The organism is Treponema denticola (assembly GCF_024181405.1).
GTDB classification, from domain to species: Bacteria; Spirochaetota; Spirochaetia; order Treponematales; family Treponemataceae; genus Treponema_B; species Treponema_B denticola_D.
Genome location: NZ_CP051302.1, coordinates 2,319,493 through 2,345,245 on the forward strand (window position 1 = coordinate 2,319,493; position 25,753 = coordinate 2,345,245).

Annotated in this window: 21 protein-coding genes and 2 pseudogenes; 17 read left to right on the forward strand and 6 right to left on the reverse strand. The window is 39.5% G+C overall.

Annotated features, from left to right (window positions below; translation table 11 throughout):
- Position 1: 1 nt before the first annotated feature.
- The 6 genes from HGJ18_RS10875 to HGJ18_RS10900 all read left to right on the forward strand — a co-directional run bounded on the left by HGJ18_RS10875 (position 2) and on the right by HGJ18_RS10900 (position 8,955).
- Positions 2 to 1,021 (forward strand): virulence RhuM family protein, encoded by a 1,020-nt coding sequence (locus tag HGJ18_RS10875; RefSeq protein WP_253696446.1) that lies wholly within the window; start codon positions 2 to 4, stop codon positions 1,019 to 1,021.
- Positions 1,014 to 4,133 carry a type I restriction endonuclease subunit R gene (locus HGJ18_RS10880; RefSeq protein ID WP_253696448.1) on the forward strand — a complete coding sequence of 1,040 codons (3,120 nt, stop codon included), beginning with the start codon at positions 1,014 to 1,016 and terminating at the stop codon, positions 4,131 to 4,133. Before HGJ18_RS10875 ends, HGJ18_RS10880 begins: the two co-directional genes overlap by 8 nt.
- Positions 4,134 to 4,832, forward strand: a complete 699-nt coding sequence (locus HGJ18_RS10885) for a M48 family metallopeptidase (RefSeq protein WP_253696449.1) — start codon at positions 4,134 to 4,136, stop codon at positions 4,830 to 4,832.
- Between the two features lie 118 nt (positions 4,833 to 4,950).
- Positions 4,951 to 6,510 carry an ATP-binding cassette domain-containing protein gene (locus tag HGJ18_RS10890; RefSeq protein ID WP_253696451.1) on the forward strand — a complete coding sequence of 520 codons (1,560 nt, stop codon included), beginning with the start codon at positions 4,951 to 4,953 and terminating at the stop codon, positions 6,508 to 6,510.
- A 69-nt stretch (positions 6,511 to 6,579) separates the two neighbouring features.
- Positions 6,580 to 7,023: a helix-turn-helix domain-containing protein gene (locus tag HGJ18_RS10895; RefSeq protein ID WP_002681368.1), complete on the forward strand. Its 444-nt coding sequence runs from the start codon at positions 6,580 to 6,582 to the stop codon at positions 7,021 to 7,023.
- Positions 7,024 to 7,077: 54 nt separating this feature from the next.
- The gene (locus HGJ18_RS10900) at positions 7,078 to 8,955 is read left to right on the forward strand and encodes an IdeS/Mac family cysteine endopeptidase (protein ID WP_253696453.1); all 1,878 of its coding nucleotides are present in this window, start codon (positions 7,078 to 7,080) and stop codon (positions 8,953 to 8,955) included.
- Positions 8,956 to 9,042: 87 nt separating this feature from the next.
- On the opposite strand, the gene HGJ18_RS10905 is transcribed toward HGJ18_RS10900, so the two are convergent.
- Positions 9,043 to 10,416 (reverse strand): sodium/glutamate symporter, encoded by a 1,374-nt coding sequence (locus tag HGJ18_RS10905; RefSeq protein WP_253696454.1) that lies wholly within the window; start codon positions 10,414 to 10,416, stop codon positions 9,043 to 9,045.
- Positions 10,417 to 10,610: 194 nt separating this feature from the next.
- Between HGJ18_RS10905 and HGJ18_RS10910 the strand changes: the two genes are divergently transcribed.
- The 5 genes from HGJ18_RS10910 (at position 10,611) to HGJ18_RS10930 (ending at position 16,688) form a co-directional block, all read left to right on the forward strand.
- The gene (locus tag HGJ18_RS10910) at positions 10,611 to 12,353 is read left to right on the forward strand and encodes an ABC transporter ATP-binding protein (protein ID WP_253696455.1); all 1,743 of its coding nucleotides are present in this window, start codon (positions 10,611 to 10,613) and stop codon (positions 12,351 to 12,353) included.
- A gap of 1 nt (position 12,354) precedes the next feature.
- Complete coding sequence (locus tag HGJ18_RS10915; RefSeq protein WP_253696456.1) at positions 12,355 to 14,262, forward strand: ABC transporter ATP-binding protein; 1,908 nt, start codon at positions 12,355 to 12,357, stop codon at positions 14,260 to 14,262.
- A gap of 404 nt (positions 14,263 to 14,666) precedes the next feature.
- Positions 14,667 to 15,521, forward strand: a complete 855-nt coding sequence (locus HGJ18_RS10920; RefSeq protein ID WP_253696457.1) for an alpha/beta hydrolase family protein — start codon at positions 14,667 to 14,669, stop codon at positions 15,519 to 15,521.
- A 40-nt stretch (positions 15,522 to 15,561) separates the two neighbouring features.
- Positions 15,562 to 16,197 carry a flavodoxin family protein gene (locus HGJ18_RS10925; RefSeq protein ID WP_253696458.1) on the forward strand — a complete coding sequence of 212 codons (636 nt, stop codon included), beginning with the start codon at positions 15,562 to 15,564 and terminating at the stop codon, positions 16,195 to 16,197.
- Between the two features lie 11 nt (positions 16,198 to 16,208).
- Positions 16,209 to 16,688: a cyclophilin-like fold protein gene (locus HGJ18_RS10930; RefSeq protein WP_253696459.1), complete on the forward strand. Its 480-nt coding sequence runs from the start codon at positions 16,209 to 16,211 to the stop codon at positions 16,686 to 16,688.
- Positions 16,689 to 16,792: 104 nt separating this feature from the next.
- Here HGJ18_RS10930 and HGJ18_RS10935 read toward each other — a convergent pair whose 3' ends face one another.
- Both HGJ18_RS10935 and HGJ18_RS10940 read right to left on the reverse strand, forming a co-directional pair.
- Positions 16,793 to 17,365: a hypothetical protein gene (locus tag HGJ18_RS10935; protein WP_253696460.1), complete on the reverse strand. Its 573-nt coding sequence runs from the start codon at positions 17,363 to 17,365 to the stop codon at positions 16,793 to 16,795.
- Between the two features lie 83 nt (positions 17,366 to 17,448).
- Positions 17,449 to 18,003 carry an NAD(P)H-dependent oxidoreductase gene (locus HGJ18_RS10940; RefSeq protein ID WP_253696461.1) on the reverse strand — a complete coding sequence of 185 codons (555 nt, stop codon included), beginning with the start codon at positions 18,001 to 18,003 and terminating at the stop codon, positions 17,449 to 17,451.
- Between HGJ18_RS10940 and HGJ18_RS10945 the strand changes: the two genes are divergently transcribed.
- A complete protein-coding gene (locus tag HGJ18_RS10945; RefSeq protein ID WP_253696462.1) occupies positions 18,002 to 18,172 on the forward strand; it encodes a ketopantoate reductase family protein in 171 nt (56 codons plus the stop codon). The genes HGJ18_RS10940 and HGJ18_RS10945 overlap by 2 nt on opposite strands.
- A 1,046-nt stretch (positions 18,173 to 19,218) precedes the next feature.
- On the opposite strand, the gene HGJ18_RS10950 is transcribed toward HGJ18_RS10945, so the two are convergent.
- Entirely contained in the window at positions 19,219 to 19,773 is a 555-nt protein-coding gene (locus tag HGJ18_RS10950; RefSeq protein ID WP_253696464.1) for an NAD(P)H-dependent oxidoreductase, read from the reverse strand.
- Positions 19,774 to 19,851: 78 nt separating this feature from the next.
- On the opposite strand from HGJ18_RS10950, the pseudogene HGJ18_RS12875 reads away from it, so the two are divergent.
- The 4 genes and pseudogenes from HGJ18_RS12875 to HGJ18_RS12885 form a co-directional block, all read left to right on the forward strand.
- Positions 19,852 to 20,367 (forward strand): annotated as a pseudogene (locus HGJ18_RS12875) (ketopantoate reductase family protein); the annotation flags it as partial.
- Positions 20,359 to 21,534, forward strand: coding sequence for an ISAs1 family transposase (locus HGJ18_RS10955; protein ID WP_366793612.1), 1,176 nt, complete (start codon positions 20,359 to 20,361; stop codon positions 21,532 to 21,534). The pseudogene HGJ18_RS12875 and the gene HGJ18_RS10955, both read left to right, overlap by 9 nt.
- A 7-nt stretch (positions 21,535 to 21,541) precedes the next feature.
- Positions 21,542 to 21,922 (forward strand): annotated as a pseudogene (locus HGJ18_RS12880) (2-dehydropantoate 2-reductase N-terminal domain-containing protein); the annotation flags it as partial.
- 9 nt (positions 21,923 to 21,931) lie between these two features.
- A complete protein-coding gene (locus HGJ18_RS12885; RefSeq protein ID WP_366793614.1) occupies positions 21,932 to 22,630 on the forward strand; it encodes an SGNH/GDSL hydrolase family protein in 699 nt (232 codons plus the stop codon).
- Positions 22,631 to 22,663: 33 nt separating this feature from the next.
- Here the strand turns inward: HGJ18_RS12885 and HGJ18_RS10965 are convergent, their stop codons facing one another.
- Complete coding sequence (locus HGJ18_RS10965) at positions 22,664 to 23,116, reverse strand: RpiB/LacA/LacB family sugar-phosphate isomerase (RefSeq protein WP_253696469.1); 453 nt, start codon at positions 23,114 to 23,116, stop codon at positions 22,664 to 22,666.
- Positions 23,117 to 23,374: 258 nt separating this feature from the next.
- Between HGJ18_RS10965 and HGJ18_RS10970 the strand changes: the two genes are divergently transcribed.
- Positions 23,375 to 24,322, forward strand: a complete 948-nt coding sequence (locus HGJ18_RS10970) for an L-lactate dehydrogenase (RefSeq protein ID WP_253696471.1) — start codon at positions 23,375 to 23,377, stop codon at positions 24,320 to 24,322.
- A 62-nt stretch (positions 24,323 to 24,384) separates the two neighbouring features.
- On the opposite strand, the gene HGJ18_RS10975 is transcribed toward HGJ18_RS10970, so the two are convergent.
- On the reverse strand, positions 24,385 to 25,752 hold the full coding sequence (locus HGJ18_RS10975; RefSeq protein WP_253698332.1) for an MATE family efflux transporter: 1,368 nt from the start codon (positions 25,750 to 25,752) through the stop codon (positions 24,385 to 24,387).
- Between the last annotated feature and the right edge of the window lies 1 nt (position 25,753).

Here is a 25,753-nt window from a genome sequence, read left to right on the forward strand (position 1 = left end):
CATGAATGAAAAACACGGCGAAGTAATCATTTATACAAGCGATGACGGAGTTACAAAGATAAACGTAAACTTACATGATGAAACGGTCTGGCTCTCTCTCGATCAAATGGCGGAGCTTTTCCAAAGAGATAAATCTACTATTTCACGGCATATCAAAAATATTTTTACCGAAGGTGAATTACAAGAACATTCAGTTGTTGCAAAATTTGCAACAACTGCTGCCGACGGTAAAATATATCAGGTAGACTATTACAATCTTGATGTTATTATTTCGGTAGGTTACCGCGTAAAATCCCTAGCCGGAACACGCTTTCGTATTTGGGCAAACTCCATATTGAAAGAATATATCAAAAAAGGTTTTGCTATAGATGATGAACGATTGAAAGGAAACGGCGGAGGAAGCTATTGGAAAGAGCTGCTTGACCGTATTCGGGATATTCGTTCATCCGAAAAAATACTTTATCGTCAAGTGCTCGATCTTTATGCAACCAGTATCGACTATGATCCAAAGAGTGAAGAGTCTCTCGCCTTTTTTAAGATTGTGCAAAATAAACTGCATTATGCAGCTCACGGACATACCGCAGCAGAAGTTATTTATGACAGAGCCGATGCTGAAAAGCCGTTTATGGGACTTAAAGCTTTTTCGGGAGAACTTCCAGTTCGTAAAGATATCGGCATTGCAAAAAATTATTTAGATGAAGAAGAACTGAAAATCCTTAACAATCTTGTATCGGGTTATTTCGATATTGCGGAAATCAATGCCATTGAACACCGCCCCATGTATATGCAGGATTATATTGAACAGCTTGATGCAGTATTGACTTCCGGCAAAAGAAAACTGCTTGAAGGAGCCGGACGAGTAAGCCATGAACAAGCTGTAAAAAAGGCGGAAAAAGAATACCGCAAATATCAGACGGAGTCCTTAACTTCTGTTGAAAAAGCCTACTTAGACAGTTTAAAGAAGATAGAAAAAAAAGCGAAAAAAGCCTCTAAGTCGAAAAAGGAGAGTCCCAATGCCTAAAGTCAATGAAACGGAACGCGAAACACAAGATAGAATCCTGAAGCTTTTCTGTGATAAAGAAAATTTGAATTACATATATGCAGGAAATTTACATCATCAAATAAATAAAAATATTGTAGAGAATGATTTACTCGCTTGGCTGACTTCTTCAAAAGGCGGGGATTGGAATAAAATCACTGCAAAAAAAGTCCTTACTGAATTACAAAAAGTTACAAATAATTTAGAACAAGGTTTATATAAAGCGAATCAAAATGTTTACTCTCTTTTAAAATTTGGAATAAATATTATCGAACAAGCAGGAAAACCGGCTCGTACTGTATATGTTATAGATTGGGAAAATCCTTATAATAACAATTTTACAATTGCGGAAGAGGTAACACTAAAACTTGGCTCCGAACGCCGCCCTGATCTTGTCATTTATGTCAATGGAATTGCCCTTGCCGTTATCGAGCTAAAAAAAGCCGGCATTTCTGTGGCTAACGGTATACGTCAAAATATTTCTAATCAAGGTGAACTATTTAATAAAGCATTTTTTTCTACTATTCAATTTTGTATGGCTGGAAATTATACTGAAGGCTTGCGTTACGGTACTATCAAAACAAAAGAAGCGTATTATCTTGAATGGAAAAATGATATGGTTCACACAAATGCACAGCCGCTTGATCAAGATTCTCTTGATATACTCGAAAAATGTAAAGCGTTTCCTGACAAACTTGATAACGCTCTGTTCAGTATGTTTTATAAACCCAGATTTCTTGACCTCATTCATAATTTTATTATTTTTGACAATGGCTTAAAAAAAGTATGCAGACATAATCAGTTTTTCGGCATAAAAAAAGCTCAGATAAAAATATCAAAAAAACAAGGCGGAATTATTTGGCATACACAGGGAAGTGGAAAAACTCTTACCATGGTCTGGCTTTCAAAATGGATACTATCACAAAATGATAATGCACGTGTGCTGATTATAACCGACAGAGAAGAATTAGATGAGCAAATCGAAAAAAAATATATCGGTGTAAATGAAAAACACATAAAAAGAATAACATCCTGTTCTGATTTAATAGAGCGTTTGCAAGGAACTACAGATAAGCTTATGTGCTCTCTAATTCATAAATTCGGTGTGCACGGATATTCCGGCTCAGAGGAACAGGATGATAAGGCAAGAAAAAAATCCGTTGAACAATTTCTTAAAGAGTTGAGGGAATCTCTTCCTAAAAATTTTAAGGCACAAGGGGATTTTGTTGTTTTTGTTGATGAATGTCATAGAACTCAAAGCGGACTTTTGCATATCGGCATGAAGGAAATTCTGCCTGATGCCATTTTTATCGGATTTACCGGAACACCGCTATTAGTAAAAGATAAAAAAACAAGCCTTGAAGTTTTTGCTCCAGGTTATATTCATACATATAAATATGATGAAGCAGTCGCAGATAATGTTGTCCTTGACCTACGGTATGAAGCCAGAGATATCGATCAAACCATTACATCACAAGAAAAAATAGATGAGTATTTTGAAGCCAAAACACGCGGTCTAAACGATGCTGCAAAGGCAAAACTTAAAGCCCTATGGAGTAATATGCAAAATGTATACAGCTCTCGCAAGCGGTTGGAAGTTATTGCAGAAGATATAATCTCCGACTTTGCAATAAAAAACAGACTGGTAAATGGAAACGGTAATGCAATGCTCGCCGCAAACAGTATTTACGATGCCTGTAAGTATTATGAAATCTTAAAATCAAAAGGGTTTAACTCTTGTGCAATTATAACATCCTTTATACCGGAAGAAAAAAAGCTCAGTACAGAAAGTGAGGATTCTGAAGAATTTAAAAAATTCACGGTGTATAAAGAAATGTTGAGCGGTCAAAGCATTGAAAGCTTTGAAGCAGAAGCTAAACGCAAATTTCTTGAAGAACCGGCTTCTATGCAGCTGCTCATTGTTGTTGATAAACTCTTAACGGGGTTTGATGCTCCGTCCTGCACCTATCTTTATATTGATAAATCAATGCAGGATCATGGTTTATTTCAAGCAATCTGCCGAGTAAACCGTCTTGATGGTGAAGAAAAAGACTTCGGATATATTGTTGACTATAAGCAATTATTCGGCAGCTTAGCTGATGCAATACACAAATATACTTCAGGAGCATTTGAAGGCTTCGATGAAGATGATATAAAAGACTTTTTAAAGGATCGACTTACCGAAGCAAAAAAATATTTAGAAACAATTCTTGAAGAGTTAAATGATTTATGCGATGGAATTAAAGCACCTCACCCTCAAATAATAGATTACATTCATTATTTCTGCGGGGAAGATGGTGTATCCGGTATCGATGATGAAATATGTTCACGCAGCCGAGAGAAATTATACACGCTTGTAAACCGTCTTATACGTGCCTATGCGGAAATAAAAGGCGATATGGAAGCCGCCGGTTATACATTGGAAGAGCGTATAGAAATTGACAATAAAGTACGGTTTTACATATCTCTTAAAATGGAAATAGGCAATGCAAGCGGTGATTTTATCGATCTTAAATCTTATGAAAAAGATATGCGTTATCTCATAGACACATATATAAAAGCTGACGATAGCCGTAAATTGGGAGCATTTGATAATTTTACACTTCTTGATTTTATTTTAATTCAGGCTGAAAAACTGAAAGGAGAAAATAAAGAGGCAGCAGCAGAAGCTATCGAAAATAATATTCGAAAAAAAATAGTAGAAAAACAGCTTATCAATCCCAAATATTATGAAAAACTTTCGGCAATCCTTTTGCAGCTCATTGAAGAAAGACGCAAAGGAGTTCACAGTTATGAGGAACTCTTAAATAAATATATTCAATTGGTAAAGCAATTGGAACAACCTGAAAATAATCCGGAATACCCTAAAAGTATTAGACATAGAGGAGCACTGCGGGCATTTTACGATAACTTCGGCAATGATGAAGAATTTGCTCTTACCATTGATAAGGCAATTCGGGAAAGCAAAGAAGCGGATTTTAGATATAATAAGCAAAAAGAACGTAAAATAAAAAATGCCTTATATGCCGTAGTTAATGATAAAGAAAAAATTGAAGAAATTTACAATCTTGCTGTAGAACAGCCGGAGTATTAAATGATTATGATAATTTCAGATATTTCTGTTGAGATCTGCAAAAAAAATATAAAGAATATGCACCTATATGTTAAACCCCCTTATGGGAAAGTAAGTGTTTCCGCTCCATATTCCGTTAAAAATCAAACAATAGAAATGTTTATTCGAACAAAACTATCTTGGATAAAAAAACAAATCAGCAAGTTTGAAAACCAAGCACGTCAAACTAAACGGGAATATATATCGGGTGAAACATTCTATGTATGGGGAAAACGGTATTATCTGCAACTGGAATATGGAAATAAAACTTCAATTACACTTTTAGGAAATAAAGCTGTTTTTACCGTTAGCAAAAATAGAACAATGGAATCAAGTGAACGGTTTATTAGAGAATGGTATCGCAGCTTATTAAAAACGGAAATAGAAAGAATTTTACCAAAGTGGAAAAAAATCACAGGGCTGATACCTTCAAGCTGGCAAACAAAATATATGACAACCCGCTGGGGTTCCTGCAATTCGACAACAAAAAAAATATGGCTCAATGTTCAACTTGCAAAAAAAACACCGGAATGTTTGGAATATGTCATATTGCACGAGCTTATCCATCTTGAAGAAAAAAATCACAATGACAGATTTATTGCCTTAATGGATAAGCATATGCCGATGTGGCGAGAAATAAAAGATTCTTTAAACTCTCAACCATTAGACTATATGAAATAGCGGTATTTTTCCGCAAAATTCGCGAAAATCTACGAAAATACACGAAAACAAACTTGACAAATCATAAAAAAATATTTATCATTAAGAAAAGTCTTTAAAAAAGGAGAATCTTTACTTTATGAATAAAGCTTATAGGCGCTTTTTTATGGCTATGGCAGCTCTTGCCCTTGTGTCGGCTATGACATCAGTGGTTGTACCCTTTCTGCTAAGTTTTTGGGCAAAGACCGATGTTGAGATGAATTTAAAAAGATTTTTTATTGTTATATCGGTGCTTGTACTGATGTTCTTACTTAAAACCGCTATAATTTTTTTGCATGAGAATTTTGCAAAACATTTTAATATAAAAAATGCCAAAAACATTATTGAAAAAATTTTAAGGTTAAAATACGATGCGATTATTTCTCAAGGGAATATGAATTTAGTTGAGAGGATGGCACAGGCTGTAAACAACATGTACATATATATGACGGGAGATGCCGTTCTGATATGGTCAAGCATAATTTCAACAATAATTATTTTAATCGCAATATTTTTTGATAATTTCATTATAGGTTTAATACTGATTGCCTTAATTCCAATAAATTATTTAGGTTATAAATCCTTAAATGCCGAATTAAAAAAACGCTCCCAAGTTATGCAAGTAAGCACTGCAACGGGATTCCAAGAAATACTTTCAGTTGTAAACCAAACAGATTATTTAAAACAATGCCCCGATTATGATATTGTACTAAACCAATTAAAACCTGCATTGGATAAAATTTACGGAAGCATGGCTCAAGTAAACAAATATGCTCAAACTTCTTCATCGTTTATATCATCGCTTAATTCAATGCTTCAAACGGTTTGTATTTTACTTGTTATGTACAATTATCTAAGCGGAGCAAATCAAGTTTTACCGGTTGTAATTTATACAATTGTACTTCCTTTATTTTTTTCCAATATCAGTATAATTACAAATATTAATTTAAACAAAAATAATCTAAAAGTCTCACAAGAATTTATTGCATTTTTAGATTCGGAACAAGAAAAAGATTCAAATGAGACAATCAGATCGATTGAAAAAATCGAATTTGATGTAGGTGAAATACAACTAGGAGAAGAACAAACATTTAAGACCAATATAAAAGATAAGTTTATAAAAGGCGACATTATTTGGCTACAGGGAAAAAGCGGCTCGGGAAAATCAAGCTTAATGAAACAGCTTGTAAAATTTAGAAAGACATCAGAAATTTTAATAAATGAAAAACCGATTTCTTCTATTAATAATAGTTGTATCAGGTCTCTTATTGATTATATCCCGCAAAATAATTCAATTATAAACGGAACAATTCGTGATAATTTATTTTTAAACAAACATCATTCAAATGAAACTGAAGAAGCACTAAAGAAAAGCGATCTCCTTTCTACAATTTTACAAAACAAAAACTTTGATACAATGATAATGGATATGGGCGCTAACCTTTCAGGAGGAGAAAAACAAAAACTTGCCATAGCCCGAAGTTTATATTCAGATGCAGAAGTTTTAATCTTTGATGAGGTTACGGCTAATATTGATACTGAAAGCACCTCCCTAATTTTAAACGCAATAAAAAATATTTGTAAGAATAAAATAGTCTTTATAATTTCACATGACACATTACCTGAAAATTTTGCCAATAAAGTTATACGGATGGAATAAAACTTACAATGCCCGATTGCAATCAAAGAAATATTATTATAAAATCAAAATAGGACTAGGAGAAAAAATTTGGAAAAACTATACACAATGAATCAGATAGCCGAGATGCTCGAACTCAGCGTAAGGACAATTCAAAATTATTTAAAAGAAGGAAAACTTACAGGAAAAAAAATAGGTTCTCAGTGGCGTTTTACCGAAAAAGACCTTGAACGGCTTTTTTCGGACGAGAGTTTTATTGATGAAAAAAATATTGATGAAAACCATAGATTACAAGAATTTTTAAAAAAAGATTCCGTTAATAAACCTGAAATCTTTTCAATCCTAAATTATCCGTATAAGAAAGATTTTAAACTAAAAGAATTAATGAAAAAAATAAATGAAAATATTGAGAAAGCAAATAAATGCCGGTTTTATTTTGCCTCAACAGCAAATACTTTTAAATTTTTTTTGGAAGGGGATATTGAATCAGTTATCAACTTACAAAAAATAATAGATGAAAATTTTAAGTTTTAACCTTGACTATATATACAAAATAATGTATTTTTTAGGTTTATTGGAGATTATTTTATGATGAAAAAACACAAATTAATAGGATTTGCAGCTGTTGCAGCGTTTTTTTTGCTGCTATCTTGTAAAAACAATCTTTCACCGGAAATCCCGGTTGAGGACATTATTATTTCGCCGCATAATGAAGGCAAAATTTCTATTGTAAGCGGTATGTCAAAAAACATAACCGTGAAAATCATACCTGAAAATGCGACAAATAAAACACTAGCATATTCTTCAACACCCGGTGGGGTCGCAGCCATTGACAGTTCCGGTTCAATTAGAGCAGGCAAAGTCGGAAATGCGGTCATCAAAATAACGGCAGCAAATGGTGTAAAAAGAGAGATCAAGGTTACCGTTGTGCAGGACCAGAATTCTGTTGCTTCCATTGAGTTTGAGGAGCAGCCTGCAGATCCTGTTGAGTTGGTTATCGGCGAGTCTTATGAACTCAAGTTGAAAGTAATGCCGGAGACTGCCGCTAATAAAACGCTGAATATCACTTCATCTAATGATAGTGTAGCATGGCCGAACGGCTATGGGAACCGATGGATAAAAGCCAAAAAAGAAGGACAGGCAATAATAACCATAAAATCTGTCAGTAATCCTTCTGTTAAAAAAGAGGTTCGTTTTAAGATAAAACCGCTACCCTCGATTGAACTGATAAAAGAAGAAATTACGAGTGAAAACAGTGAATCAAATCTGAATCTTGAAATAAAAACGCTCCATGGCAAGCTTTCATATACGCCTAAAATTGTTGGAGAAGAAAGTGGTTGGCTTACCGTTGTTCGTGTAGACAACACTACAGATGTAGGAAAAGATACAATATACCTAAAAGCTGCTCAAAATAAAACTGTATGGAAGCGAACTGCCTATATTAACTTCAAGGATGGATCCAATCAAGAGATCAAAAATGCCGATGGGGAAAAACTCGAAGTAAAAGTAGTTCAGGAAGAGAACAAAAACCCAACTGTAAGAATAAAATGGGTACACGGAATAGGTGAACCGTCACAGGTTGAAAAGGAAAGAGGGAAAATTGAAACTCCTATTCCTGGTCAAGCTAAAAAGTTTTATTGGGATGACGATAAAATTTTCTTCTGGTATGAAAATGAAAAGACGAAATGGTTTAATAATAGAAAATTATATCCGTTAAAATTAACAGATTCTGTTTATAGCGATAGTGCGCAATGTTGGGGTAAAACCGCTTCCAATATGCTGCATTGGTGGTTTGTACAGAATAAAGAAAACATAGACAATTACATAACAAAGAAAAATATAACAGGTGCTGAAAAAAATAAGTATCAAGATTTTTACAACCGGAATTCTCCCGATAATGAAGAGCCGGAGAAAAGTTATATAGCAAAAACTTTCAGAACAAAGGCACATAACGGTGCTAATGGAGATTATATAGAACATGGACTTGTTTGGTATTTATGTGGAAGAGATAACATTTCTAGACAAAAAGACTATAAAGGACCTGCTTTATTTAAGGACGTATTTGAAGAGACAATTAAAGATTCGGAGAAATCCCCAATTAAAACAACTGTTATTCAACAAGATATTGATTTATTTAATACGACCCTTTGGGATGCGTTAAGTCATAAAAAGGCAATAGGTGTTGTTATTGGTGGTACAAAGGATAACAGAGATTATAAACATGCAATTACCCTTTGGGGAGCTGTATTTGATGACAGGAACGAGGTGGTTGCGATATACGTTGTAGACAATAATTTTGGAGAAAATAGAATTTTTCCATATGGAATATGGCATAAGGATGGTAGACCGTATTTATTTAACTACGGTGGCGCGAATGACTTTGTTCAAAATAGGTATGTGAGTGAAGTAGTTACCCTAGACCCTGGCGAAGCCCAATGGAAAGAATGGTTTGATAACAATCCGTAAGCCGAAAATAAAGGGCTTGGGGCCGGTCTTTTGTTTATAAGGTTGTTAGATACCCTCTATAACAAAAGACCAGCCGCCGGCCTAATTTTAGCCGACCAAGCCTATGGTAATACCAATTATCATTATATTGAAAAAATCAATAAATAAAGAGCCGACTATAGGAACGACAAAGAAAGCTATTTTTGAATAGCCGTATTTTTCGCATATAGAGCCCATATTAGCCATGGCATTAGGGGTTGCGGCAAAACCGAAACCGATGTGTCCCGCCGTAATGACCGCAGCATCGTAATCTCCGCCCATAACCTTAAAGGTAACAAAGCGTGTATACAAATACAAAAGAACGATTTGAGCGCTTAAAATAATCATCAGAGGGATAGCCAAACTTACCAGCTGCCAGAGTTTTAGCGAAACAAGAGCTAAAGCCAAAAACATATTCAAAGAAATATTTCCGAGTGCATCAATTTCATCCATATTTACCTTGAATTTTTTTGAAGAATCTGCAATGTTCCGTATAATGGCAGCACAAATCATCGCCCCGATATAAATGGGAAATTTAAATTTGGGCGACAACGAATTAAGATGATTGGTAACAAAAAGACCAAAACCTGAGGCCAGAACTAAAAGCATAAATGACATTAAAAGCTTTTCACTGCTAAGATGCTTTTCAGAACTGGTTGTCGAGTTATCTACTTCTCCTTTTGCCGAGGCTTCATGGATAACTTCTTCCTGAACCGTTACGACTTCTTGACCCTCTTCCCTGCCCTTTGTAGGATTAAAGAAGAGCCGCTTTATAAAGCTCGGATGAACCGCTTCTACTTTCTGAACAACTTTTGTTGTTTTTATGATGTTTCCCGATTCATCAATTCTTACGCTTTCATCGGCATTTGAAGGCTGTAAGCCGTATTTTTTTATCAGACGGTTTCCGACAGGACCGCCTAAGATGGAGCTTATCAAAGAGCCGAAGGTGGGAACGGCTACTGCGAGGGATAAGGCTCCCAGAGTGCTTTCCGGATCAACAATCGGTGCAAAGGAGGCCGCTGTACCGAACCCCCCTGTAAAGGATGTTGAACCCAGCATGACGGCGAGCATCGGACTAAAGTTTATAAGCCTTGCGGCTCCTTGAGCTACAACGTTTTGCAAAATAGCAAAAACGATAGCTACAGCCAAAAAGACAAAAACTTTTTTCCCGCCGTCTCTTAAAATCGAAAACCCTGCATTATAACCCACAGAGGTAAAAAACATCACCATCCAATAGGTTTGCAGGGTTGTGTCAAATTCGAAGTCGAGTACCCTTGTTACGTGAAGTGCTAACGAAATCAGCGCAAACAAAAAGCCGCCCACTATCGGGGCAGGTATACAATACTTTTGAAAAAACTCAAACTTCGCCTTAATGAATCGTCCGACAAGCAACCAAGCGATTGCAAAGCCGAGCGACTGGTACATATTCATATGAATTACCATAACTCCTCTCCTTTTGCGTGCGTCTAACGCAATTCGGGATGCAAGAGTGAGTATAGGCTTTTTATATGAAGATGTCAATCTATGGATACAACATCTATCGATACAAAATATTTGTCTTCGGAGACTTTAGAAGAAACAGATTGCTTTTCGGAATAAATAGTAGTATAATATGGTTTTATTGAAGGATAATACTTATGCTTAAAACCTTATCAAAAAGCCTTCGGGAATATAAACGGACCTCCGTGATCGCAGTGCTGCTGACAATCACAGAGGTTGTATTTGAAATTATTATCCCCTCATGTATGGCGTATTTAATCGATTTTGGAATTGAACTCGGTGCAATGGGTACCGTGTTCAAGTACGGAGCTGCGCTGTTAATCTTTGCAATTATTCAATTGCTGACAGGCGTTTTTTCGTCGATTACAGCGGCAAAGGCTTCGGCAGGATTTGCTGCAAACCTTAGGCAAGATATGTACGCTAATGTTCAAACATTTTCTTTTTCCAATATCGACAAATTTTCAACTTCTTCTATTATAACGCGGCTTACCACCGATGTAACGAACGTGCTCAATTCTTATCAGATGCTTGTAAAGCTCGCTGTGCGTGCTCCCGGTATGATGATTTTTGCGATGATTGCATCGTTTAGAATCAGTCCTAAAATTTCCATGATATTCCTATGTATGATTCCGCTGCTGGGACTCGGCATCTTTTTGATTATCAGTAAAGTGCATCCGATATTCAGAAATGTTTTTAAGACCTACGATAAGCTCAACAATGTTGTGCAGGAAAATGTGCGCGGAGTACGGGCGGTAAAGTCCTTTAACCGGCAGCAGTACGAAATTGAAAAGTTTGAAAAAATTTCGGAATCGATTTACCGAGGATTTTCAAAGGGGGAGAGGTATATCACTCTGATGATGCCGATGGCGCAGCTATGTATTTATACCTGTATGATTTTGATTTCATGGTTCGGCGCGAAGGAGATTGTTGCAAGCGGAAACAATGCGGCACAGGGCTTAACCACAGGATCGCTGATGGCTCTTTTTTCGTATGCAACACAGATTATGATGAGCTTGATGATGTTCTCCATGGTCTTTGTGATGATCACGATTTCCCGCTCATCTGCGGAGCGCATTGCCGAAATTTTAAATGAACGCTCTACCATTCAAAACCCTGAACATCCTGTGATGGAGGTAAAGGACGGAAGTATATGCTTTACCGATGCCGATTTTATGTATAGTGCCGATGCGGATAAAAAAGTTATTACCAATGCAAACATTTCAATCGATTCGGGAGAAACGGTTGGAATTATCGGAGGCACCGGTTCTTCCAAGACTTCTTTTGTGCAGCTCATTCCTCGCTTGTACGATGTTACTTCCGGTTCGGTCAGCGTCGGCGGCGTAAATGTAAAAGACTATGACGTAAAAACGCTGCGGGATGCGGTTGCCATGGTTTTACAGAAAAACGAATTATTCTCAGGTACGGTAAAAGATAATTTGAAATGGGGCAATGAACACGCAAGCGATGAAGAAATTGCCGAAGCCTGCCGCCTTGCCTGTGCTTCCGAATTTGTCGAAGCAATGCCGGACGGCTATGATTCCCATATTGAGCAGGGCGGAACAAATGTTTCGGGCGGACAAAAACAGCGCCTCTGTATTGCGCGGGCGCTTTTAAAAAAGCCTAAGATTTTAATCCTCGATGATTCCACCAGTGCGGTGGACACCAAGACGGATGCTCTGATTCAAAAATCATTTAAAGAGTTTCTTCCTGAAACAACAAAGATTATTATTGCACAGCGGATTTCTTCCGTGCAGCATGCGGATAAAATCCTCGTATTCGATAAGGGTTCAATTACTGCGGTAGGCACACATGACGAACTGTTGCAGACGAGTGCCATCTATAAAGAAGTCTTTGAAACTCAACAAAAAGGACATGAATAATATGAAACCTATTAACACAGCAAAACCGGAAATGAAGCTTTCCATGCCGGCCGTCAAACGGCTTCTTTCCTACCTTAAACAATATAAAACCGTTCTTGCGGTTGTTACGGTCTGTATTTTATTAAGCGCAGGAGCAACCGCATCAGCAGCTTTGTTCCTGCAAGTATTGATTGACCGGTATATTATGCCGCTGCTTGCGCAAAGCACTCCGGTGTTTAGCGGACTTTTACGGGTGCTCATCTTTATGGCGGCGATTTACGGCATAGGTGTTCTTTGTTCGTGGATTTATAACCGCTTGATGATTAAGGTTGCACAGCGGACTCTCAAGCGGATTCGAGATGAAATGTTCTCTAAGATGCAGCGCTTCCCTCTCCGGTATTTTGACACACATACTCACGGAGATATTATGAGCCGCTATACCAATGATACCGATACGCTCCGGCAGATGATTACGCAGTCAATGCCGCAGCTGGTTTCTTCCATGTGTACGATTGTTACAGTGTTCTTTGCAATGCTGTATCAGAGCGTGTATCTTACGATTATCGTTGTTGCTTCCATCTTTTCTATTTTAAAAGTGATTAAGTTTGTCGCAAAAAAGAGCGGCTTTTATTTTGTTCGGCAACAGGAAACGCTCGGACAGCTGAACGGATATGTTGAAGAGATGATAAACGGGCAGAAGGTAATTAAAGTGTTCTGCAGGGAAGAAGCGGTCAAAGCCGATTTTCATGAGAAAAATGCCGCATGGCAGGAAAGCGCCTCAAAGGCAAACTCCTATGCGAATATCATCATGCCCTTTATGAATGCACTCGGCTATTTTCAATATGTGATTGTCGCCCTTGTCGGAGCGTGGTTCGCAATTGCAAAAATCCCCAATCCGACTATCGCCGGTATCAATACGCTGACACTCGGTACCATCGCTTCGTTTTTAACATTGTCGAGGAATTTTACCAATCCTATTTCTCAGCTTTCCAATCAGCTCAATTCGGTTATCAATGCCGTTGCAGGGGCATCGCGGATTTTTGCTCTGATGGACGAAGAACCCGAAGAAGATGCCGGTACCGTTACTCTCGTAAATGCACGGGAAGAAGCAGGTACTCTGACCGAAGCTGCGGAGCACACCGGGGTATGGGCTTGGAAGGAAATGCACGAGGACGGCAGCATTACATTGACCCGACTTACCGGCAAGGTGATTTTTGAGCATGTCGATTTCGGGTACTCGTCCGATAAAAAGGTACTGAAAGACATAAACCTTTTTGCAGAGCGAGGACAGAAGGTCGCATTTGTCGGGGCAACAGGGGCGGGCAAAACAACAATTACCAATTTGATCAACCGCTTTTACGATATTAACAAAGGGACTATCACCTATGACGGAATACCGATTACCCATATCAAAAAAGAAGACCTGCGGCGTTCGCTCGGTATCGTATTGCAAGAAGTAAATTTATTTACCGGCACCATTATGGAAAATATCCGTTTCGGCAATTTGGATGCAACCGACGAACAGTGTATCGAAGCGGCAAAACTTGCCAATGCTCACAATTTTATTACAATGCTTCCACATGGTTATGACACGGTTATTGAAGGGAACAAAAACTCTCTTTCGCAAGGACAGAGACAGCTATTGTCCATCGCCCGCGCCGCAGTCTCCGACCCGCCCGTCATGATTTTGGACGAAGCGACATCTTCAATCGACACCCGAACCGAAGCACTTATCCAAAAAGGTATGGATAGGCTGATGGAAGGCCGAACCGTTTTTGTCATCGCTCACCGTCTTTCCACCGTTATGAACTCCGATGTTATCATGGTCTTGGATCACGGTGAAATTATCGAGCGCGGCACACACGCCTCTCTGCTGGAGAAAAAGGGAGTGTACTACCGACTATATACCGGAGCTTTTGAACTCGACTAAGTTTTTTGAAAATAGCGGGGCATCTACTGCGTCGCACGGCAAAAAAGTGTCCTCAGCGTATCAAAGATACGCCTGCGGTACTTTTTTACCTAACTCCTTGTATCTACCTCCGCTATTTTCAAAAGGGATTACAGCAGGGGCGGACATCTGCGTTGTCGCTTAATAAAAAACAGTCCTTGACGTACAACAAGTACACCTGCGGGTGTTTTTTGTACGCTCCTAGCATCTGCTCCACCTATTTGTCAAAGTGTTGGCAGAGGTGCGGGCATCTACTGCGTCGTTACACAAAATGTAAATACTTTTTGTTGAACGGTAATAGTTTTGTTTTACTGAAAGCGGAGCTTGGCAAAGAGATGGTTGAAAAAGTGTGACAATATTGTTAAAATTGAAACGGAGGATAAAATATGAAAAAAACCATGCTCTTATCGGCTGTTATTTTATTTATTGGAACAATCGCTGCGGCACAAACAAAGGCGGCGGCTCACACCTTTAAAGTCGAAGAACAAAGTTTTCAAAGAAACGGCATGAAAATATACGGGAAACTTTTTCTTCCCGATAGTGTATCGCCAGTACCCTTAGTCATTCTTTCGCACGGATTCGGCGGAAACCATGGCGGTGTTAAAGGCTATGCTGCGGCCTTTGCGGAGCATGGCATTGCTGCATACATTTTCGACTTTATCGGCGGCGGCAATCATATCAAAAGCGACGGAAAAATGACGGAAATGTCGGTACTTACCGAGGCCGAAGATTTGACGGTCATTCTCGATAACTTAAAAGCCGACTCTCGTTTTAAGCCTGAACAAATCTTTTTATTAGGAGAAAGCCAAGGCGGATTTGTTTCAACTTATATCGCCGCACTGCGTCCCGAAGATGTAGCGGGTTTGGTTTTATTATATCCTGCTTTTGTGCTGCATGATTACATTCGGCGGCGCACTCCCGATCCGGAACGGATGTCCGACACAATGAAGCTGCTGGGAAAAACCATAGGTCGCATTTATAATAAGGATGTACTCTCATTTGATATTTATACATTGATGCCCCGGTATTCAGGCAAAACGCTCATCATTCACGGAACAGCCGACTCGCTTGTACCGCTGTCATATTCGGAACGGGCGGTTAAGACATTCCCAAACGCAAAGCTCATAAAGCTTGACGGGGCAAAGCATGTCTTTTACGGAGACATGATGCAGAAAGCAGCGGAAGAAGCGGTAAAATTTGTACAGAGTATAATCGGCGAGAAAAGGTCTCAGGGTAGGTAAAAAATTACCTTTTCAAATATAATATTTTATGTGAGAATTTATGAAAAAGATACTGCTATTAAATGCAAGCCCAAGAAAGAATTGGAATACTGCACAAATACTCAAATCGGCGATGAGAGGCGCTCAAACTGCCGGTGCGGAAGTTGAATATATCGATTTATATGATTTGAATTTTACGGGATGCAGAAGCTGCATGTTGTGCAAAAGAAAAGGAGTTGAAAGATGCCGATGTTATTGGAAAGATGACCTTTCTCCAATAATAGAAAAAGTTTTTTCGGCAGACGCACTCTTTATCGGAACTCCTATATATTTAGGAAGACCTACTAGTCACTATTTTGCATTTATGGAATGCTTGCATTTTTGTTCACTTTCTTATGATGACTATAGCAATTATTTCAAAGGAAAGGTTAATGTTGTGCTGTTTTTAACAATGAATGCGACAAAAGATTTTTACGATAAACTGTATAAGGAAAAATTTGGAAATTATGCAAATGAATTTAAATCATTGAATGGCAATGTTACCTTGTATCCATGTTATAATACACTGCAAGTAAGCGATTATTCAAAGTTCGATATGGCAAGTTTTAGTGAAGATAAAAAGAGAAAATCACGCGAAGAATGTTTTCCAATCGATTTGGAAAATGCCTTTCAGCTCGGTAAAAAATTAGGGGAATAAGTTTTTAAGCTATGATAAAAAAACTTATAAGTATGATCTTTATCGTTTTCTGTCTTATTACTGCCTGCGCACTCGATACGGACAGCGATAAAAATGAACAAGCCGCAAAAACAGATACCACAGGAGCTAAAACAATGAAAATAACCATTACGGTAAACGGCAAAACGCTGACAGCTTCTTTGTATGATAATTCTTCCTCTCGTGCTCTGGTTGAATTGCTACAAAAGGGTGCAATTACCATCGAAATGCATGACTACGGTAATTTCGAAAAAGTCGGCGATCTTCCGATAAGCCTTCCGCGCAATGACAAACAAACCAATACGGATGCGGGCGATCTGATTTTATATCAAGGAAAATCATTCGTTATTTACTATGACAAAAACCCCTGGGATTTTACCCTGCTCGGAAAACTGGAAGGCATAACCAAAGCCGAGTTAAAAAAGCTGCTAGGCCCCGGAAATGTTACTGTAATACTGGAAAATGCGGAATAGCTAAAGGGAACCTCGAAAACTTCAGTTTTTTGAGGTTTTCTTTACGATTGTACTTTCCACCAAACGGTTACTCTCATCAACTGCTTTCAATAAGTTTAAAGAAGTCATATATTCTCGTTTTCGCTGATATATACTTCCAACTCGGCATCGTCTTCGGGGAGGTCATCAACAAAGCCCGGATCCATGTGCATTAAAAACCGGTACTGACCGTTTGCATCCCGATATGTAACCGCTTCACCGTCTTCGGAGCCGTGATACTCGCGAAAGACGGAAAAGCCTTGTTTTTCCAACACGGCTTTCACACGCAAAAAGTTTCTCTCGCGCTTTTCGATATAAGTTTTAAGTTCGTTGTTTCCGATTAAGTAGGCATCGACGAGTGTGCATCCTTCAACGGTGTTTGCTTTCCCGTCATCAAAGGCTTCAACCTCAATCGCAATAGCTTCGGCTTCGTCATCGACAAACGAAAACTTCGATAATGGAAATTTTTTCTTTCCATAAGCTATTTCAACGAGGTCGCCTAAGGCTGCAACATGCAATTTGCCTAAGACGCCATACTCATCGTCGGAATACACTTCAAAGCCCGGAATTTTTTCCAAAAAAGCTTTTATGTTAGCTTCGGAATCAAACGCTCCGATGAGGTGTTCCCTGCCGCTTTCCATCAATTTTAATAAAAACATTTTTTCTCCTACGCCGATAATTTAGAGCTTCTGCATCATACTTTTCTTTATCACTATGAGGAATGCTTTATGTCGATTATGCCTCATGTTTGTTGCAGCGCATCCAACCAAGCTAAATAGTCCTTTGCGCTCCGCTCTATCTCTTGCCGTGCAGCTTCGCTATATCCCACGTTGCTGTCTATCGTATGGAAAGTAAACGGCGGGCGGTAGTCTGCATTGCAGTATTTAGCTGTCAGTTCAAACGGACGCAGTACTTCGGCAACGCTGCACCCGACGGCACCATCTGCGCGGTAGTCTGCGGCCGGCGCACCGAACGAGACGGCAAGCGCAATTTTTCTGCCCTTAAGCGCCTTGCCTTTCGAGCCATAAGCCCAGCCATGAGTCAGCACTTCATCTAACCACTGCTTCAATAACGGCGGACAATTAAACCAGTATATGGGAAATTGCCACACAAGTGAATCGTGCGTTTCTATCAATTTTTGTTCAGCCGCTACATCAATCTTACCTTGAGTATAGACAGCATACAGTTCGTGAACAGTAAAACGATCGCTATGTTGCTGCACTGCATCCGACCAGTGTTTATGAACGGTAGATTGAGAAATATTAGGGTGAGCAAGAATAATCAGGGTTTTCGGCATGGTAACTTCCTTGAATGAGTTATGCCGAGAGTGTATCATAAAAGATAAAAATGTTCTATACTTAGAGGCAGGTAGTAAAATGAAACTTTTAATTTACGGTGCGGGCGTAATCGGCAGTTTGTATGCCGCTGCGTTCGCCGAAGCAGGCTATGACATAACATTCGCTTAACCTGCATTTGCGGCTCGTCCGCAATGTCAGGTTGAAGCGGGCGTTATGTGTTAATTTTCAATTTCCCTTTTAAATAAAATTATAAGCAAAACTTTTATATCTTAATAGTTCGATTAAATTCTCGCCCCCACTCTTTTAGCTAAATATCCAAAACTTGATTATCATCATACATATTAAAAAAAATTATTTTACATTTTTTTCTACTTACTCAGCAAATTGAGTATCTGTATAGTAAAGACAATAGTAATGTAATCAATATGCGAACTATAATATGAGACCATTCTAAATTCCCAGCCACATAACCGGTAAAAATTACTAATGGAATCATTAACACTAAAGAAAGATATACAAGCCATGGTAGATTCGTAACCGCAGCCGAAATCAACAAAATAGATCCGACAAAATACAGCAAGTGAACAGTTTTAAAACCTATCCCCTTAATTTCTGCAACCACTGCAATAAGAGTCAGAATTGCATACAATCCGATAAATCCTCTAGAAAAAATATTAAGTATAGTTTTCAATTTTCTCCCTCTTTTTTCCTATAAATTTATTTTTAGATCGAAATAAATGTTATAGGTCGGTTCCGCACAAGTCTTTCCACAAGCGGTTAGCTTGTCCACATAACATTCTTTCGACCCTTCCTCACTATACCATAAAAACCAATAATTTTCAACCTAAAATGACGAAAAACAAAAAAATCACATCTTTCTGCCATTAAATACTAATCGGATAACTAAACAATTGGCAGATTAGGCCTATCTTTACTAAACGAAATAGCTGATCTGTTATAGTTTTAATACGACACCTTTTTTAATATTACACGAGTACCACTTGTACACTACCGCAGCGGTAAACAAAAACGACAAAACATCTGAAAATGGGATATTCCTATGAGTATTCGCTCTAAAACAATAAGGGTCATATCGATCCCAGCACTATTCCCATACTTCAATTATCACATTTTGTTTTCTCGATAAGTTGGTATGGAAACTGAACTCGCCTATTACCGAATCACTATGAGGAATGCTTTATGTCGATTATGCCTCATGTTTGTTGCAGCGCATCCAACCAAGCTAAATAGTCCCTTGCGCTCCGCTCTACCTCTTGCCGTGCAGCTTCGCTATATCCCGCGTTGCTGTCTATCGTATGGAAAGTGAACGGCGGGCGGTAGTCTGCATTGCAGTATTTAGCTGTCAGTTCAAACGGACGCAGTACTTCGGCAACGCTGCACCCGACAGCACCGTCCGAGCGGTAGTCTGTGGCTGGTGCACCGAACGAGACGGCAAGCGCAATTTTTCTGTCCTTAAGCGCCTTGCCTTTCGAGCCATAAGCCCAGCCATGAGTCAGCACTTCATCTAACCACTGCTTCAGTAACGGCGGACAATTAAACCAGTATATGGGAAATTGCCACACAAGTGAATCGTGCGTTTCTATCAATTTTTGTTCAGCCGCTACATCAATCTTACCTTGAGTATAGACAGCATACAGTTCGTGAACAGTAAAGAGATCGCTATGTTGCTGCACTGCAGCCGACCAGTGTTTATGAACGGTAGATTGAGAAATATTAGGATGAGCAAGAATAATCAGGGTCTTTGGCATGGCAGCTTCCTTGAATGAGTTATGCCGAGAGTATACCATAAAAGACAAAAATGTTCTATACTGAGGACAGGTAGTAAAATGAAACTTTTAATTTACGGTGCGGGCGTAATCGGCAGTTTGTATGCCGCTGCGTTCGCCGAAGCAGGCTATGACACAACCGTGTACGCAAGAGGGAAAAAACTTGAAACATTGAAAACCCGCGGTTTGCTGTATGAAAAAAACGGCAAACAGTATAAAGCAAAGGTTAAGGTTATCGCTACATTGCAAAACGATGATATCTATGATTTTATCTTTTTGACGGTAAAAGAAAATCAAGTGCATACGGCGCTTGAAGAACTCCGGCCGAACGGCAGCCCGAACATCGTTACAATGGTCAATACGCTTGAACCTTACGCCGACTGGGAGAACCTGTGTGGCGAAGGGCGTATTATCCCCGCGTTTCCGGGGGCGGGAGGCAGCTATGAAGACGGCGTGCTGAAAGCAGACTTTACGCCGCCTCTTATTCAGGCTACGACATTTGCCGAAATCGGCGGGAACACATCGGAGCGGCTGAAAAAACTCGCGGCTCTTTTTAAGACGGCGGGCGTGCCGTACCCACGGAAATCAATTTTGCTAAAAACTGCCGATAATAAAGGTATGGATTTAGAAAATATATTCGATTACTTTAACGACATCAAAATAATTAGCAATCACGACGGATATTTTTACAGCGTAAACGAAGCTTTAAAAATATTATTACTTGGTCTTCTTTGCGGGCGTAAAAACATTAGAGAGATACACGAATGGGCAACTGCTGACATTATAAAGGATAGGCTAAATAAAGAATTCGGCATAAAAAAGACACCTTGCTATTATTGGCTTACCTGTCTACTTAAATTGATAAACATAGACTCATTAAACGAATGTTTTATGAATATGGCTGAAGCTCTTATCAAAGAATACGGTACAGAAAAACCTCTTACAATAGCGATAGACGGAAAAACTATCCGTTCAACAGATAAAATGAGCAGCTATGAAAGTCCGCTGCACATAGTCTCTGCACAAGTTGCCGAATTTGGTATAACATTGGCACAAAAGTGTGTTAAAGGAAAGACAAATGAGATACCTACAGTTCAATCTCTTATAAAAACTCTTAATATAAAAGGACATATAATAGTTACAGATGCCTTAAATTGTCAAAAAGAAACTGCAAAAATCATAAAAGAAGGAAAAGGGGACTATTTATTGTCGGTAAAAGGGAACCAGCCTTTATTAAAAGCGGATATTGAAGAATATGTTCAAGATGAAATTTTAAGAAAACAAATGGACACGGCTTGTAAAAGTGAAAAAAATCGTGAAAGAGTTGAAAAGCGAACAGCCTTCTGCACAACTAATTTAGGTTGGATGGATAATACAGGTGAATGGGAGGGGTTAAGCTGTATTGGTGCTATTCATTCCGAATTTAAGAGTAAGAAAGGAAAGAGTGATGAATGGCATTATTATATTTCAAGCAGAAAACTTACAGCTCAAGAGCTATTGGATATCGCAAGGAAAGAATGGGTTGTAGAAACCATGCATTGGTTATTAGATGTTCATTTTAGAGAAGACTTTTGTCGGCTTTTAGATAAAAATCTACAACAAGCCTTGAACATAGGACGGAAAGTGGCGTTAAATTTGGTCTCGCGATACAAACAAAAAAATGCACCTAAATCTTCTTTGTCACACATTATGTTTAAAGCTCTCATGGATATATCTTTTATCAAAAAAATATTACAAAATTGATTTCCATGTGCCGTACCGAATCGTAAAAGACATGCACGGCTGGCAGTTGTATCACTTGGCTCTGGTTGTTCCGATTGCCGATGCGTATTATAAAGCCAAAAATCCGGAAGAAGTTTGGAAAGAAGCGGATATTATGAACGATACGGCACGGCAAATAAAAAACAATTTTCAAAAATTGTACCGTTCGGGAGTAAAACTTTCGCCGCCGAAAATGCACCTTTTGAGACTGCTGCCGGCTCCAATTCTGCAAGCCATTTTTACTCAAGTTTTTAAAAGCCGCTTCGGAAATTTATTTATGTACCGGCATTCGATGAAAGCACCCGACGAAATGAGATCTCTGCACTCGCAGTTGTATCAATACCTTGCCGCAATTCCGACGAACCATAATCAGCGTGGAATGAAACTCATCTGTGTCGGCGACAGCTTAACATTCGGTAATGTCGGCTATTCGTATATTCATTTTTTAAACAAAAAAATTCATGCCGTAAACAAAGGAAAAAACGGCGACACGCTTAGGGGTGCTTACGGCCGGCTCAAAAAAATAATCGATAAGTCCCGACACGGGGGCGGTACATTCATCCTCGGGATCGGTACAAACGATATTCTGCTGCCGTATTTAAAATCCCTTTCTTTATTTTGGTTTTTGACAATGAATCTGCGCTGCAAAATAAAACGGTGCATAGAAAACGACGATATCTTTGAACGCGAATACGACAGACTTTTGCACTTATGCTCCGAAAAAAACAAACGCGTAATCGTTTTCGGAATGCCGTTTATTAATTTAAAAAATTTTCCGCATGAAAAGACGGTACGAAGAAACGCCGTTATCAAACGATTGGCGCAAAAATATAATTATTCTTTTATCGATATATACGACCTGCAAAAAGAAACGCTTCTACCCGACAAGCGCACCTATACGTGGAAATACGGTTTTGCGTTCAGGCTTATAGATGCCGTCATAATGACGCTGTTGCCGTTTTGTAAAGACAGGTTCGCAAAAGCACGAGGTTTGAACGCAAGCGTAGACGGCGTTCATTTTAATTCGGCATCGGCAAAAATTTTGGCTGCGGAAATAGAAAAAGCCGCATTGCGATAGAGCCCGCAAAAGCCGCCGATTCGGCGGCCGCGTTTATTTACCGTATTTTCTTTCTATAGCGGAAAGGGTGTCGACTCGCTCCGTGTAAACACCGCCTTCAAAGCGGGCATCGAGAAAGGCATCGACAATCATTTTTGCTTCTTCGGGTCCGACGATGCATACGCCCATGGCGACAGCGTTTATGTCGCTGTGTTCGACGGCGAGCTTTGCCGTACACGGTTCGCTGCACGCCGCAGCCCTCACTCCCGGAACCTTGTTTGCGGCAAGAGAAATGCCGACGCCCGATCCGCACACCATCACACCCTTTTCAACTTCACGCGATTTAATCGCTTCGGCAACCTTTAAGCCGAATTCGGCATAGTTTGCCGGAACCTTCGAATCCGGCGCACCGTAATCAACGCATTCGTATCCTTTATTGCGAACGTGTTCCATTAAAATATGTTTTAATGCGACTCCCGAGTGATCGCTTCCAAATCCGATTTTCATATGTGCACTCCCTTGATATAAAAATATAGGGCACTTATAAAAAACTATTTTTTTAGCACCCATAATTATTTTAGTAGTTTTTTTATAAATTGTCTAGTGTAAAAGCCGGGTTATTTTCTCCGCCTTGCATAACAATCTTTTTGCGATAATTTTGCCTTATTTCGTTCTTCTTGCCATTGTTAAGGTTCGTGAATTCTTCTGTACAATCCCCTTGCCTAAACGTATGCATTTCAGTATTTTTTAAAAGGAGGTAATCCTATGGATGAAAAGAAACGCAAAGTTACCGTTGTGGGAGCAGGTGCGGTCGGTTCAACCTTTGCCTACGCATTGGCTCAAAGCGGTTATGCGGACGAAATAGCAATAACCGATATGAATAAAAATTTTGCCGAAGGACAAGCTCTCGACCTTGTGCAGGGGCTGCCTTTTTTACCGCAAGTCGACATACACGCAGGCGATAAAGCCGATTATGCCGACAGCGACATCGTTGTGGTTACGGCGGGAGCAAAACAACAGAGCGGGGAAACGCGCATAGATTTGCTAAAGCGCAATGCATCCATTATCACCGGCATTGCAAAGGACATCGCGGAAAGCGGCTGCAGCGGCGTTATGCTGATTGTGAGCAATCCCGTTGATATTTTAACGCGGGCGGCGCTCAAGGCTTCCGGATGGGAGCGCGGAAGAGTTATCGGTTCCGGTACCGTTTTAGACACTGCACGTTTCCGATACACTCTTAGCAAAGAGTGCGGTGTCGATGCGCGCAACATTCACGGTTATATTTTGGGAGAACACGGCGACAGCGAATTTGCGGCTTGGTCGATGACATCCGTTGCAGGACGGCGCATCGACGAATATTGTTCAGGCGGTGTGTGCAGCTCAGGCCCGCACTTCGATAAAGCGAAAATTCTGGAAGAAGTACGGAATTCCGCTTACCACATTATCGACTACAAAGGTTCTACTTATTTTGCCGTCGGCTTAGCCCTGACGAGAATAGCCGGAGCCATTTTGCGCAACGAGCACAGTATTTTGTCCGTTTCGATGACGCTGGACGGAGAGTTCGGACTTAAAGACGTATGCTTGAGCGTTCCCTGCATTGTCGGGCGCAACGGCGCTGAGCGGGTTATAGAAAGCGATCTTCCCGCTGATGAACAGGCAGCATTGGAAGCAAGCGCAAAACGGCTTAAAGAAGCTTTTACCGAGATGAATTAACCCAAACTATTTTTTACCGAGAATTTCGTTTATTACGATTACTCTGCATTTAAAGGTTTCGTTTATCCTGCATTTAAAGCTAAACTGAACGCCCCGGACGAGTACCACCTGTACACTACCGCAACGGCAAACAAAAACGACAAAACATCGGAGAAAGGCTGCAGCAGGTAAATGCCGGTCTTTCCGTATAGGGCGGGCAGAATATATAAGAGCGGTAAATAAAAAAATCCCTGCCGTGAAATCGATATAAGGAGGGATGAAAAATAATGACCGATGTTCTGCATGAACATGCTGCTCACGGCAAAAAAGCTTAAAAGCGGAAGCGAAAAACATTGCATTCTCAGTATCTTAATCCCGGCAAAAATTACCTCATCATCCTTAGACATAACTCCGATACATTGTTCGGCAAAGAGAAATAAGATTATTGAGGCGGCCGTTAAAAAAATTGTTCCGATTAAAACCGTAGTAATAAAAGCTTTTTTTACTCTTGAGTATTGCTTGGCACCGTAATTCATTGCACAAATCGGTTGAAAGCCTTGCCCCCACCCGATCATAATCATATAAGCCAAAGCGGCAACTCTTGAACTTACCGTTAAAGCCGCTATCATGCTTTCTCCGTATTGTGCCGCTTTAACATTAAGTAAAACCAATGCGGCGGAGGTAATTGCCTGCCGCGAAAAATTGGGCATACCGCCTGCAAGAATATGATACATACGCTCTTTGCTGTATTGAGCTTTTTTTAGATTGAACGAAATACTCTCGTGCCTTTTTGCTAAGAGCGTCAACACAATACATCCGATAATCTGACCGATTAGCGTTGCATAGCCTGCGCCGATAAATCCCTGCTTAAAAATAAACATCAATACGGGATCAAGTACCATATTGCTGAGCATTCCCGAAAGAAGTCCGAGCATTCCGTCGCGTACATTTCCGCAAAGGCGCAGCTGATTATAAACCGTTAGTGCATATAAACTGAACGGAATGCTGATGATAATAATCCTTAAATACTGCACTGTAAATGTGAGAACATCTTGAGATGCACTTCCGCCGATGAGTTTTGAAAGCGGTAGAATAAAAATACTTGCTCCGATTGCGATCACAATACCTATTATAATTGCAAAAACAATTCCTACCGAGGAAATGGTTTCCGCTTCCGCATAGTCTTGTTCTCCGATTTTCTTTGACATTGCATTACCGCTGCCGTAGCCGAACCAAAAACCTATTGCCTGAATAATGCTGACAAAACTAAACACAATGCCGATTGCCGCAATCATCGCTCTGTTATTTAAGCGGCCGACAAAAAAAGTATCGGTCAAATTGTATATAACGCTGATCAACATTCCGATTATTGTCGGAATTGAAGTTTTAACTAACAGCGGAAAAATCGGTTTTGTTAAAATGTTAAATCGTCTCAGCTCTTTTGAATCCATC

Excerpts from the sequence above, each read along its gene's own strand:
- HGJ18_RS10910 (WP_253696455.1), top strand. The coding sequence starts at position 10,611 with ATGCTTAAAACCTTATCAAAAAGCCTTCGGGAATATAAACGGACCTCC.
- HGJ18_RS10935 (WP_253696460.1), bottom strand. The coding sequence starts at position 17,365 with ATGTTTTTATTAAAATTGATGGAAAGCGGCAGGGAACACCTCATCGGA.
- HGJ18_RS10965 (WP_253696469.1), bottom strand. The coding sequence starts at position 23,116 with ATGAAAATCGGATTTGGAAGCGATCACTCGGGAGTCGCATTAAAACAT.
- HGJ18_RS10925 (WP_253696458.1), top strand. The coding sequence starts at position 15,562 with ATGAAAAAGATACTGCTATTAAATGCAAGCCCAAGAAAGAATTGGAAT.
- HGJ18_RS10975 (WP_253698332.1), bottom strand. The coding sequence starts at position 25,752 with ATGGATTCAAAAGAGCTGAGACGATTTAACATTTTAACAAAACCGATT.
- HGJ18_RS10940 (WP_253696461.1), bottom strand. The coding sequence starts at position 18,003 with ATGCCGAAAACCCTGATTATTCTTGCTCACCCTAATATTTCTCAATCT.
- HGJ18_RS10880 (WP_253696448.1), top strand. The coding sequence starts at position 1,014 with ATGCCTAAAGTCAATGAAACGGAACGCGAAACACAAGATAGAATCCTG.
- HGJ18_RS10905 (WP_253696454.1), bottom strand. The coding sequence starts at position 10,416 with ATGGTAATTCATATGAATATGTACCAGTCGCTCGGCTTTGCAATCGCT.
- HGJ18_RS10875 (WP_253696446.1), top strand. The coding sequence starts at position 2 with ATGAATGAAAAACACGGCGAAGTAATCATTTATACAAGCGATGACGGA.
- HGJ18_RS10970 (WP_253696471.1), top strand. The coding sequence starts at position 23,375 with ATGGATGAAAAGAAACGCAAAGTTACCGTTGTGGGAGCAGGTGCGGTC.
- HGJ18_RS12885 (WP_366793614.1), top strand. The coding sequence starts at position 21,932 with ATGAAACTCATCTGTGTCGGCGACAGCTTAACATTCGGTAATGTCGGC.
- HGJ18_RS10890 (WP_253696451.1), top strand. The coding sequence starts at position 4,951 with ATGAATAAAGCTTATAGGCGCTTTTTTATGGCTATGGCAGCTCTTGCC.
- HGJ18_RS10900 (WP_253696453.1), top strand. The coding sequence starts at position 7,078 with ATGATGAAAAAACACAAATTAATAGGATTTGCAGCTGTTGCAGCGTTT.
- HGJ18_RS10885 (WP_253696449.1), top strand. The coding sequence starts at position 4,134 with ATGATTATGATAATTTCAGATATTTCTGTTGAGATCTGCAAAAAAAAT.
- HGJ18_RS10950 (WP_253696464.1), bottom strand. The coding sequence starts at position 19,773 with ATGCCAAAGACCCTGATTATTCTTGCTCATCCTAATATTTCTCAATCT.
- HGJ18_RS10930 (WP_253696459.1), top strand. The coding sequence starts at position 16,209 with ATGATAAAAAAACTTATAAGTATGATCTTTATCGTTTTCTGTCTTATT.
- HGJ18_RS10915 (WP_253696456.1), top strand. The coding sequence starts at position 12,355 with ATGAAACCTATTAACACAGCAAAACCGGAAATGAAGCTTTCCATGCCG.
- HGJ18_RS10920 (WP_253696457.1), top strand. The coding sequence starts at position 14,667 with ATGAAAAAAACCATGCTCTTATCGGCTGTTATTTTATTTATTGGAACA.
- HGJ18_RS10945 (WP_253696462.1), top strand. The coding sequence starts at position 18,002 with ATGGTAACTTCCTTGAATGAGTTATGCCGAGAGTGTATCATAAAAGAT.